9 protein-coding genes are annotated in these 12,042 nt (G+C 61.4%); 6 read left to right on the top strand and 3 right to left on the bottom strand.

From position 1 onward, the window contains the following. On the bottom strand, positions 1-789 hold a 789-nt coding region (locus L1071_RS14995), incomplete at its 3' end, for a type VI secretion system Vgr family protein (RefSeq protein WP_246976505.1). Positions 790-1,095: 306 nt separating this feature from the next. Here L1071_RS14995 and L1071_RS14990 point away from each other — a divergent pair. The 3 genes from L1071_RS14990 to L1071_RS14980 all read left to right on the top strand — a co-directional run bounded on the left by L1071_RS14990 (position 1,096) and on the right by L1071_RS14980 (position 4,249). Then, complete coding sequence (locus tag L1071_RS14990; protein WP_246976502.1) at positions 1,096-1,716, top strand: flavin reductase family protein; 621 nt, start codon at positions 1,096-1,098, stop codon at positions 1,714-1,716. Between the two features lie 132 nt (positions 1,717-1,848). Continuing rightward, positions 1,849-3,435 (top strand): carbon-nitrogen hydrolase family protein, encoded by a 1,587-nt coding sequence (locus tag L1071_RS14985; protein WP_246976499.1) that lies wholly within the window; start codon positions 1,849-1,851, stop codon positions 3,433-3,435. Positions 3,436-3,475: 40 nt separating this feature from the next. After that, the gene (locus L1071_RS14980; RefSeq protein WP_246976496.1) at positions 3,476-4,249 is read left to right on the top strand and encodes a M90 family metallopeptidase; all 774 of its coding nucleotides are present in this window, start codon (positions 3,476-3,478) and stop codon (positions 4,247-4,249) included. 86 nt (positions 4,250-4,335) lie between these two features. Here L1071_RS14980 and L1071_RS14975 read toward each other — a convergent pair whose 3' ends face one another. Then, the gene (locus L1071_RS14975) at positions 4,336-5,499 is read right to left on the bottom strand and encodes a zinc-dependent alcohol dehydrogenase (RefSeq protein WP_246976493.1); all 1,164 of its coding nucleotides are present in this window, start codon (positions 5,497-5,499) and stop codon (positions 4,336-4,338) included. A gap of 265 nt (positions 5,500-5,764) precedes the next feature. Further along, positions 5,765-7,612: a DUF748 domain-containing protein gene (locus tag L1071_RS14970; protein ID WP_246976490.1), complete on the bottom strand. Its 1,848-nt coding sequence runs from the start codon at positions 7,610-7,612 to the stop codon at positions 5,765-5,767. Positions 7,613-7,878: 266 nt separating this feature from the next. Between L1071_RS14970 and L1071_RS14965 the strand changes: the two genes are divergently transcribed. The 3 genes from L1071_RS14965 to L1071_RS14955 all read left to right on the top strand — a co-directional run bounded on the left by L1071_RS14965 (position 7,879) and on the right by L1071_RS14955 (position 12,032). Then, positions 7,879-8,973 carry a phosphotransferase gene (locus L1071_RS14965; RefSeq protein ID WP_246976488.1) on the top strand — a complete coding sequence of 365 codons (1,095 nt, stop codon included), beginning with the start codon at positions 7,879-7,881 and terminating at the stop codon, positions 8,971-8,973. A gap of 144 nt (positions 8,974-9,117) precedes the next feature. Next, complete coding sequence (locus L1071_RS14960; RefSeq protein ID WP_246976486.1) at positions 9,118-10,323, top strand: ABC transporter substrate-binding protein; 1,206 nt, start codon at positions 9,118-9,120, stop codon at positions 10,321-10,323. Continuing rightward, on the top strand, positions 10,320-12,032 hold the full coding sequence (locus L1071_RS14955; RefSeq protein WP_246976483.1) for an ABC transporter permease: 1,713 nt from the start codon (positions 10,320-10,322) through the stop codon (positions 12,030-12,032). Before L1071_RS14960 ends, L1071_RS14955 begins: the two co-directional genes overlap by 4 nt. Positions 12,033-12,042 lie beyond the last annotated feature (10 nt).

Genomic DNA, 12,042 nt, shown 5'->3' with positions numbered 1-12,042 from the left:
ACGGGTGGGCTGCTGAGTACGCACGCCACCCCACTGGTTGAGGGCGTCCTCATTCTCGGTGGCCGCCTGACGGTGGAAGCGGATTGTCTGTGGCGAGACCGGTTGGCAGGTGTCGACGTCGTCGGTAATGACCAGGCGGTGGCCATCGAAGGATTGGCCATCGTTAGCGCTCGCCCCGTTGCCGGACGCCACCTTGCCGCTGTTGTCGTCGTCGTCATCATTGCCGTCATCGTTGCCGGCGTATTCGAAGTAGTACCACAGACCTTCTTCTTCCAGCAGGCGACTGATGAAGTTGAAGTCGCTCTCGCGGTACTGCACGCAGTAGCTGCGCGCGGGATAGTCGCGGCGCAGGTCGAAGCGGTAGCAGCCCTGGGCCAGGGCATGGCCCTCGAACACCTGGGTGAGCACGTCGACCACCGAGCGATCCTGGAAGATGCGGCTGTCGCGGCCAAGCTTCAGCATCGCCAGCCACGGCACCAGGGTGAGCTGGTAGTAGGTGACGCCGCCGTCTTCGCCCAGCAGCGCCGCCTCGGCAACCAGGCCATGCAACTGGCGATAACCGCCATCGGCCTGCAGAATCGACAGCCTCGCCGGCTGCGCCATCAGCGTCTTGAGTTCGAGATCATTCTGCTGGGAGATGCAGTCGAGAGTATAGCTGAAGGGTTCACTGACGCGCTCCTCGCCGACCAGCCGATGCGGCAGCAGCGATGCCCCGGCGATGTCCAGTGTTAGCAGCCGCTGCGACGGCAACAGGTCGATATCGAAGGTGTCGAAAAGCGCCTCTGACATGGCATCGTCCCTGAAGGTCATGCATGGCACGAACGCACTCAAACGATCGTCGCTTGCCAGACGCGTGCCACGCTTATGTGGAGGGGACCTAATTTAACATGGATAAAAGTGAAACGTACCCCAGCGACACCGCTGTTCTGTGAGGGTTTGTTTCTGACGAAGGGGCTGGGGACAAGCAGTGCGGATAAATACGCCTGACTTTTACTTCCATCTTTTCATCTTCCCATCCTGCCCCTGCTCTATCACTGACACGCGTCTCTGGCTACCATCCACGCATTCATTCAGGAAACGACATAGGGAAGCACCATGCGTGATGGATTCCACTTCTACGAGCCGCACCAGGGCCACGGCTTGCCCCACGACCCGTTCAATGCCATCGTCGGGCCACGCCCGATCGGCTGGGTTTCCTCCCAGGATCGCGACGGCCACCTGAACCTGGCACCTTACAGCTTCTTTAACGCCTTCAATTACACGCCGCCGATCGTCGGGTTCTCCAGCATCGGCTACAAGGACAGCGTGCGTAACATCGCTGCCACAGGCGAGTTTTGCTGGCACTTGGCGACCCGCCCGCTCGCCGAACAGATGAATGCAAGCTGCGCGGCCGTCGCGCCCGAGGTGGATGAATTCGCGTTGGCCGGCCTCACGCCGCGCACTTCCCAGGTCGTTGACGTACAACACGTCGCCGAAGCGCGCGTCGCCTTCGAGTGTCGGCTGAGTCAGCTGATTCAGCTCCACTCCGCCGCTGGCGAGTCGCTCGAAACCTGGCTGGTGATGGGCGAGGTTGTCGGTGTGCACATCGACCAGTCACTGCTACATGACGGCGTCTATCAGACCGCCGAGGCGCGTCCCATCCTGCGCGGCGGCGGCCCCGCCGATTACTTCGAAGTCAGCGCCGAGCAGAACTTCAAGATGGCACGCCCCGGCTGATATCCCTGCTCATCTCGGTGGCTCGCGAAGGCTGGCCACCGAGCGCCCTCACATCCACAGTGCTCGCCGGGACGCGTGCCTCAGCGTGATACACTAGCGCCCAATTCCGTATTCGCAACGCAGGACACCCACATGTCCCTCGAAGACCTTCACCTGAATCTTCGCAATCTGACGCCCGAGGACTACCCACAGCTCAAGACGCTGATGGACCGGGTCTATCACGACATCGGCGGCGCCTGGCCCAAGCGCACCATCGAGCGACTGATCAGCGAGTTCCCCGACGGCCAGATCGTCATCGAGGACGATGAGACGCTGGTCGGCGTGGCTCTGACCGCGCGCGTCGACTACGAGGAATTTTCCAACCCGCATCGCTATGACGATCTGATGGATCAGCGGGAGATCATTCTCAACGCTCCCAAAGGCGACGCCATGTATGGCCTGGATGTGCTGATCGATCCGGCTTATCGCGGTTACCGGCTCGGCCGACGCCTCTACGAAGCCCGCAAGGATCTGTGTAAATCACTGAATATGCGGGCCATTCTCGCCGGCGGCCGAATTCCCAACTATCACCAGCACGCCAGCGAAATGTCGCCGGCCGAGTACCTGGATCAGGTCTCGCGCAAGGAGATCCACGACCCCATCTTGTCCTTCCAACTGGCCAACGATTTCCAGGTCAAGCGGCTGTTGCGCAAGTACCTGCCCGAGGACGAAAAGTCCCAGGGCTACGCGACCCTGCTGGAGTGGAACAACATTCTCTTCGAGCCCGCCGAGTCGGTGCTCGATACCCGCAAGACCCAGGTGCGAGTGGGCGCGGTGCAATGGCAGATGCGCGAGTTCTCCTCGGTGGAGGCGGTACTGCAACAGGCCGAGTACTTCGTCGATGCGTTGTCGGATTACCAGAGCGACTTCGCGGTCTTCCCGGAGCTCTTCAATGCGCCGCTGATGGGCCTGCAGGATCGTGCCGCCCAGCAGGATCAAATCGCGGCCATCCGTTTTCTGGCCAGCTTCACCGAACACTTCAAGACCGAGCTGTCACGCATGGCAGTGTCCTACAACATCAACATCATCGCCGGTTCGATGATCGAGGAGCACGACGATGGGCACCTCTATAACATCGCCTATCTCTTCCATCGCGACGGCGAGATCGAGGCACAGGCCAAACTGCACATCACCCCCCAGGAGCGCCGCGACTGGATCATCGAGGGCGGCGACGACTTGCGCGTCTTCGACACCGATGCCGGTCGAATCGGCATCCTGATTTGCTACGACGTCGAGTTTCCGGAGCTTTCGCGGCTACTCGCCGATCAGAGCATGGATATCCTCTTCGTGCCGTTCTGGACCGACACCAAGAACGGCTATCTGCGCGTGCGTCACTGCTCTCAGGCACGCGCCATCGAAAACGAATGCTACGTGGTATTGTGCGGCAGCGTCGGCAACGTGCCGTCGATCGAGAACATGGAGATTCAGTACGCGCAGTCCTCGGTGTTCTCCCCCTCGGACTTCGCCTTCCCCCACGATGCGGTGCTGGCCGAAACCACCCCCAATACCGAGATGATCATGTTCTCGGATCTCGACCTGACGCGTCTCACGGTGGTGCGCAACGAGGGATCGGTGACCAACTTGAAGGACCGGCGTCAGGATCTGTTCGACCTGCGCTGGCGCGACTGGTCATGGAAGTCGGGGGGCCGGCCATCTGGCTCGCGCCAGGAAGATACCTGAGTCGCTGGAGACGCGGGCAACGGCGGAGAGGAGCTCGACGATGAAATGGTGGAATGCCTGGCGCAGCGAGCGCCATCCCTTCCCCGCCGAAGCCTGGGACGAAGGCAAGGCGCGAGTGCCGTTATTGATGGCGCTCCCCGAGGACGACGCCCGGCGCCTCGGAGAGCGCGCCTGGGCGTTTCTACGCCGCAAGCGGCTTTCGCTCTTCGACGATGAATTGTTCGACCTGCCCGCGCGGCTGGCGCTGGTCGCCCAAGCCTGCCTGATGACGCTCTACTGGTCGGAGAGCGACGCCCGCGAGGCCTTCGCCAACGTCCATGAGATTCTCGTGCTGCCGGAGGCCTTCCGCCGCAAGGTCGAGGAGATGGACGAGGCTGGCGTAGTCCACGAATATGAAGACGAGCGCGTCGGCGAGACCTGGCACCAGGGCCCCATCGTCCTCGCCCTGTCGGATATTCAGGAAAGTGGCGGCTGGGGCGGCTTCAATGTCGTCATTCACGAATTCGCCCATAAGCTGGACATGGGCAACTCGCTGGACGCCGACGGCTTTCCGCCCCTGCCGCGCGATATCGACCCGCGCGACTGGCACCGTGTATTCACGGATGTATGGAACGACCTCCAGGCGCATCTCGAACGCGGCGAGGCCACACCCATCGACGACTACGCCGCCACGCATCCCGGCGAATGCTTTGCGGTCTGCTGCGAAGCATTCTTCACTGCCCCCGACGTCCTCAACAGCGCCTACCCCGAGCTCCACGCACTGCTGGGACGCTACTTCCGGCAGGATCCGCTGAAGCGCTACCCGCCACACTGAGTGCTCATGAAGCCTTGGATCCATCACGAAAAAGGCCTCGCCGCACGCATGCGGCGAGGTCTTTTGCATTGACCTAGGCAGTCGATTTACGGCGTCATTACTACCTTGATGCAACCATCCTGCTTGGCGTTGAAGTTGGCGTAGGCTTCAGGCGCCTGAGATAATGAATAGCGATGAGTGATGATGAACGACGGATCGATCAGGCCCTGCTCTACCGTTCTCAACAGGGGTTTGAGATACCGCTGCATGTGGGTTTGCCCGCTCTTGACCGATAACGACTTGTTCATCAACGCGTGCAGCGCGACGCCGTCAACCTTGTCGGTATACACGCCCGGCAGCGACAGCCGGCCGCCCTTACGCACCGACATGGTCATCTCGTTGAACGCGTTGGGGTGGTTTGCCTCGCCTGAATCCGCGCTACGGCGCGCGGCCTCGGGGTCACCCTGCCCGTGAGCTTCGGCACCGACACAATCGATACCGCAATCCGGGCCACGACCGCCGGTCATCTCGAGTAGCTTGCTGTAGACGTCGTCCTTCTCGAAATCGATAACCTCGGCGCCGGCTTTTTCGCTGGCCAGCTTCAGACGTTCCGGCACGCGATCGATGGCGATCACCCGTCCCGCGCCGCGCATCCAGGCGCTGCGGATGGCAAACTGGCCGACCGGACCGCAGCCCCAGATGGCTACAGTATCGCCGGCTTCCATGTCGCAGTTGTCGACCGCTTGATAACCCGTCGGATAGATGTCCGAGAGGAACAGCAGTTGATCATCGCGCAGATCGGATTCGACCTTGATCGGGCCGACGTCCGCGTAAGGCACGCGCACGTATTCGGCCTGACCACCGGGGATGCCGCCGAGCATGTGCGAATAGCCGAACAGCGCGGACGGCGAGTGGCCCATGGCACTGGCGGCCATCTCAGCGTTGGGGTTGGACTCATCGCATAGCGAGTAAAGGTGCTTGTTGCAGAAGAAGCAACTGCCACAGGCGATAGTGAAAGGCACCACCACACGATCGCCTTTTTTCAGGTTGTTCACCGCCGAGCCGGCTTCCACGACCTCGCCCATGAACTCATGACCGATGATGTCCCCTTCCTTCATACCCGCCATCAGGCCATTGTAGAGGTGCAGGTCGGAACCGCAGATCGCGGTTGCGGTGATCTTGATGATCGCGTCGCGCGGCTCTTGTATCGTGGGATCATCGACATTGTCGACGCGAACGTCGTGAGTGCCGTGCCAAGTCAATGCTTTCATGGTGACTCCTTGTCACTAGCTGACTCCGTGTCTGCAGCCCCCATCCGGCTGTCACTCACCGCTCAGGCGCCTGCACGAAGAAAAAATCCTTTAATTTCATACATTTAAATATTCATTAAACGTATTAGGCGTTTCTTCAAGCTAGAAAGGGGCTACCAGACTGTCAAGCGAACCGAAGCACGAACGTTACCGATCATATTTACCTTGAATTCCTCGACGCCGACGCGGACCACCGGCATCGAGCCCAGGCAAGCGGCCGACACGCTCACTGGCGAGTGCGGGCACGTTCGTAGATCGCTGGGGCGTCCTCGCCGTCTTTGTCACCTTCGCTGCCCTCATTGCTCTCGCCATCGGCAGCCGACTCGGCATCGTCCGAGTGACTGTCATCACCGTCGCCGACCACCTCGGAGAGGGTTTCCAGTGGCGATGACACCAGGTTCTCGAGCGCCTCGCGGATCGCCTGACCGACAACACTGCCAAAATCCACCGATCCAGGGTCATCAAGCGGTAAGCTCATTGGAATGTCGAGCTCTATGACGCCGTCGTCGCTCTTCAAGACACCGACCAGCGTCTTGAGCGGTAGGTCGGTAGCCGAGGCGTCGACCTCCTCGCCTAGCTCGAGGCGATGCAAGACGAGATGATTCTGAGAGTCTAGACTGCCCTGCTCGAGCCGGTAGTCAAGATCCAGCGTCGCCTGGCCACGCTCGACAGCGTAGCCACCGAACTCGCGCAGATAAGGATCTAAGGTCTCGAGATCGAGGCGCTCGAAGTGCAAGTTCAGGTTACCGTTCAGAGCGTCGCCGAGCGGATCGAAATCGCCCTCGATGCGCAGCGGAGAGCCATCGGCCACCTGCCCCTCGAGCGATAACTCACCATCGCCCGTCTGGTCCGAATTGAGCTGTCGCCACTCGCCATTCAGCGCCGAGAACTCGAGCTCGAACGGGCGCGGCAGGTGACGATCGCTGAAGGCCACCTCACCACGCTCGATGGCCAGGGTATCGAGTGCGTAGTGCATGCCTCCGTCTTCGGATCCACCATCTTCGGAACCACTATCTTCAGAACCACCCTCATCAGAATCACCGCTCGATGACGGCGGGCGCCAGGCGGTGAGATTGGTACCGAGTTGTTCATCAATCGTCACATCGATCCAGGGTGCCGCAAGCGACACCCGCTCGGCACTTAGTTCAGGCTGCGCGCTGGCAAACGTCAGCCCCTCCACGGCGAAGCGTTCGACACGGGCAATGGACTGGTCCTTCTCAGGGTCACGCATCTCGAGCCCTTCGATCGCACCCTGACCGTTGACGCGCATCCCGCCTTCATCTTCACTGGCCTGCCCCGCCCGTACGCGAATCTGCGCGCCCAGCGACCCCGCCGTTGGCTCGGCGCGAATAACGTGCGCCAGATAGCCCGACAGCGTGGTCAGCGGCACCTGGTCTACGTCGAGATCGATATCCACCGTCCATGGCGAAAAGCCCATCTCGCCCTCGGCATCAAGCGTGCCGCCATTCCAGTCCGCCTGACCGTTCAAGTCGAAGGGGCTCTGGGAAGTGTTGTCATAGCCGTGGAGCTTGAGATCGAGGTCTTCCAGACTCAGCGTCAGCGGCTCGTCGGGGCGTCGGTTGATCCAGTCGAGCCGGGCGTCGCTGGCGTTGAGTTGGTCGATGCGCAGCGGCATCGTCTCACCACCGCTGCCGCCATCGCCACCGAACAGTTGAACCAAGTTCCATTCACCACTCGAGCGCCAGATCAATTGCAACCGCGCCGCGTTGAGATCGATCCGCTCGAAGCGCCAGCCCGATGCGAACAGCGAGTGCCAGTCGAGGGTCGCCACTACCCGCTGGCTCGAGAAAACCGGCGTATCGGCCTGACCAGCAATACGTACCCCATCGAGAGTCACCTGGTGGCGCCACGGGGTGAGGGTGACGTTCTCGATGGTCACCTGGCGACCGCTACGCTCGGCCAGCGTCTGGGTGAGGCGCTTGTCGATATATGCCGGCAACGCCCACAACCAGGCGACCAGAAAGAGCAGCACCAGCACCGCGAGCACACTCAGCACCACGCCGAGGCGACGCTTGCGGACCGGTCGCGACGTGCTGCGATGGGAATGCGACATGTCAGTTGTCCGTTTTGTCAGCTGATGGATGAATACTCATCAGCGTGACATCGTCAGCGTGTACTCGCCAGTCGCAAGCCAGGCTAGCGGCAACGCCGGCTCATCGTTACAGTCGCTTTCGAGCATGGCGCGGCATGGATACTGCAAGAAACCAGAAAGGTATTAACCATTTCTGCGACTCATAGGATGTATCAACCATTTTGGCTCTATGTCGAATATCCATGTCGAATAGCAGCAGTAGCTCAATCACCTCCCAGGAGTGTTTCGTGGTCGATTTTACGCCCTCATCCTTGTTCTCCACCGAACGCCTGTCTCGATTGCACAGGGCTTTGACCGACATCAACGACGATGTTGTTCATCTAACTGCGCTTCCGGACACCGGCCTGGCGCATGATCATGTATGGATCTCTCGCGACACGGGCCCCGATTGGATAGCAAGACTTCCCAAGCAGAGCCAGATGCAGCTCGATCCGGAAACCAATCTAGACTATCAAGCGAACTGCTTTCGACGCGCCGCACAAAGCGGCCATACCCCGGACCTTCACGGTATCCTGCCGATCAGTGCCGACTTTCCCCGAGGCGGCTTGCTGGTCAGCGCCATCGAGGGACGGCCGGCAAAGTTGCCCGACGACGTGCCGGCAATCGGTGAGGCACTAGCAAACCTTCATGAGATAGCCTTGCCCCCGGTCGATGCGCGTCCACCCTTGGCCAGCCCGCGTTCGCCCTGGACGGCTATGCGCGACGAGGTGCTGGCCCAGGCCGCCTATCTTGATGACGCGCCGATTGATGAGGCGACAAGGCGGCGGCTCGACACCGAACTGACACTCTTCCACGATGATCGTGAATTGGCCGAGCGTATCGATGCCCAGCGCTGTCTGATCAGCTTCGATACGCATCCGGGCAATTTCCTTATCACGCCCGAAGGGCAGGCGGTACTGGTCGACCTGGAGAAGTGCCGTTACGGCCACCCTGGACTGGATCTAGCCCATGCGTCGCTGTATACGTCCACGACCTGGGACCCGGCGAGTCACGCCGTGCTGGATACCGCAAGCGTAGTGGACTTCTATCGCCACTGGTGGGCGGCACGCGCTACCAGCGATGACGCGATGGACATCGAGGCCCTGGTGGCCACGCGGCGCGCCATGTGGCTATGGTCGACCACCTGGTGCGCCAAGTGGCTGACACTTCACCACCAAGAACGGGATTCACTGGCACAAGGCGAGGACTGGTCCGCTGCCTTGAGCGAGGACCGGTTGATTGCACATGTAGAAGACCGAGCTCGACACTATCTTTCTGAATCCGTCATCAAACGGGTCAGCGACGACAATCATCGGCTTTCCCGCGAGCTGGCACAGACGTAAAAGCTGGCGTAAAACCGATTGCCGGATCGTGGATGCCACTTCCATGGCGTGTCATGAACACCCATTCGTAAGAGCACCATGTAAGGAACACCACCACGTGGCGACCAAGGCACGGGAACGCAAAGGGAAGGGAGCGCACATCGCATGAGAGATATTCGACGCTGGCTGGTAGCGGCGCTGGCACTCTTGCCGACGCTGGGTCACGCCTACGAGTTGTCCGACTGGGAATCGGTGACCCAGGCTGCCCGGGGGCAGACCGTGTACTGGAACGCTTGGGGCGGTGACCCGCGTACCAATGCCTATATCGATTGGGTGGCCGACCGGGTCGAGCAGCGCTACGGCATCGATCTGGAGCATGTCAAAGTAGGCGATACCGCCGAGGCCGTGACCCGCGTCGTGGCAGAGAAAGCGGCCGGCAACGAGGCTCAAGGCGCGGTCGATTTGATCTGGCTCAACGGCGAGAATTTCGCTGCAATGAAAGGCAATGAGTTGCTCTATGGCCCCTGGGCCGAACAACTGCCCAATTTCTCACTGACCGCACCCAAGCAGCATCCCGAGGTGCGCGAGGACTTCACGCTACCGGTCAATGGCTATGAATCTCCCTGGGGCCGCGCGCAGATCACCTTCTATTACGACAGCGCGCGTGTCGATGAGCCGCCGCGCAGCATGCCCGCACTGCTCGACTGGGCCAAGGCACATCCAGGTCGCTTCACCTATCCCCAACCCCCGGCCTTTTTGGGTACGACTTTTCTCAAGCAGGCGCTGCTGGCATTGACCGAGAAGCCCGAGGCACTCTATGAACCCGTCGACGAGGCGGATTTCGAGGCCGTCACCGCGCCGCTGTGGGAGTACCTGGATCGCTTGCACCCTTATCTATGGCGCGAGGGCAAGAACTTTCCCGCAGGGGGGCCGCAAATGCGCCAGCTCATGGGTGACGGCGCGTTAAGCCTGGCATTCACATTCACGCCCTCGGCACCGGCCGCCGCTGTGCTCGATCATCAACTGCCGCCGACTACGCGCAGCTATATACTCGACAACGGTACACTAGGTAACGTGCATTTCGTCGCCATTCCCTACAATGCCCAACACAAGGCCGGCGCGTTGACGGTCGCCAACTTCCTGCTGTCGCCCGAGGCCCAGGCCCGCAAGCAGGACCTCTCGATGTGGGGCGATGCCACAGTACTGGACATGTCGCAACTGAGTGCGTCACAGCAGGGGGCATTTGAACGCGATGGGCAGACGGCCGACAGCCTGCCGCCGCAGTCGCTGGGTGAAACATTGCGCGAACCCCATCCTTCCTGGATTGAACCGCTAGAGCAGGCTTGGCGGCAGCGTTACGGCGCCCAATGAGTCGAGCGACGAGTTATCGGTTTACTATCGGCGTGTTGCCCTGGCTGACCATCGCGTTGCTCAGCCTACCCGTGGTCAGCGGCGTGCTGGGTGCCATGGCACCCGCCTTCGGTTACTTGCCCGTACTGGGCGGCGATAGCCTGACATTGGCGCCCTGGCGACAGCTTCTCGAGGTGCCGGGCCTTGCCGACATGGCGCGACTCAGCTTCGTCACCGGCTTGGCCAGCGCGGCACTCTCGCTAGGTCTCGTGGTGCTCTTCTTGGGAAGCTTCCTGCATACCGCCCTGTATCGACGCATACAGCGCTGGTTATCGCCGCTGTTAGCGGTGCCCCACGCAGCGGCGGCGATTGGCCTGGCATTTCTGCTGACACCATCGGGATGGGTGGCGCGAGGCCTCTCACCGTGGGCAACCGGTTGGCAATATCCACCGGATTTTGCATTTCCCGGCGACCCTTGGGGGCTATCGCTGATTTTGGGTCTGGTCATCAAGGAAGTGCCCTTCTTGCTGCTGATGAGCCTGGCGGCGTTAGTGCAGTGCCAGGCTCACGAGCGCCTGAAAGTGGCCCGAAGCCTGGGTTATCGTCCCTTGACGGCATTTCTCAAGGTGGTTATGCCCGGGCTCTATCCCTTGCTGCGTTTGCCCATCTACGCGGTGATTGCCTTCGCTACCTCGACGGTGGATGTCGCCATGATCCTGGGACCTTCGACACCGTCCACGCTGGCAGTCTCGGTAGTCGGTTGGCTCAATGATCCCTCGCTATCGATGCGCTTCATGGCCTCGGCAGGGGCAATGTTGCAAATGCTGCTAACCCTGGCGGCGTTGTTGACCTGGTGGTTGCTGGAGCGGCTGGTGGCGCTCGTGAGCCAGAGTTGGTGGCGAGATGGGCGTCGTCAATGTGGCGAGCGGTGGCTAGGCGGCATGGCGCTGACGGCGATGCGTCTGGTATTGGGCTTGATGGTGGCAGGACTGGCCGGGCTAGCATTGTGGTCGGTGGCGGGCTACTGGCCATTTCCCCATTTTCTGCCGTGGCCGCCGACCGCACACAATTGGCAGGCGGCGGCGGACGATCTGGTCGCCCCAGTGTGGCAATCGCTGAGTGTCGCGTTTGCCGCCACTCTGCTGTCGGTGGTGCTGGTACTGGGTTCGCTGGAAGCGGAAACCCTGAAGCAGCGACCGCTACGGCCCTGGGCGCAAGTGGTTCTGTACCTACCGCTGCTGGTGCCGCCAGTGGCGTTCCTGTTCGGCCTGGTCATGATGCAAGCGCAATTCGGCATCCGCCCGGGCATGGCGGCGGTCATCGCGGGCCATGCGGTGTTCGTATTGCCTTATGTCTTTCTGTCGCTGGCAGAAAGCTATCGGCGCCTGGACCCGCGCTGGAGCCAGCAGGCGCGTAGCCTCGGCGCCGGGCCATGGCGGGTTTTCCTGCGCGTGCGTCTACCGCTGCTGTTGGCGCCGATCCTGACAGCGGCGGCGGTGGGATTCGCGGTGAGTATCGGCCAGTATCTACCTACCGTGCTGATGGGCGCCGGGCGCGTGGCGACGGTGACGACCGAAGCGGTCAGCCTGGCCAGTGGCGGCGACCGGCGACTCACCGCCATCTTCGCCCTGGCGCAATTGCTGTTGCCAGCACTGGGGTTCCTGCTGGCGATGCTCGTGCCGCGATACCTGTTTCGACGGCGGCAAGGGTTGCTGCCACGTGCTGATTGAAGGAAGGAGC

It is taken from the genome of Chromohalobacter sarecensis, from assembly GCF_023061135.1.
Lineage (GTDB): Bacteria > Pseudomonadota > Gammaproteobacteria > Pseudomonadales > Halomonadaceae > Chromohalobacter > Chromohalobacter sarecensis.
Note: the sequence above shows the minus strand (reverse complement) of the source record. Positions and strands in the feature narration are given on the sequence as shown.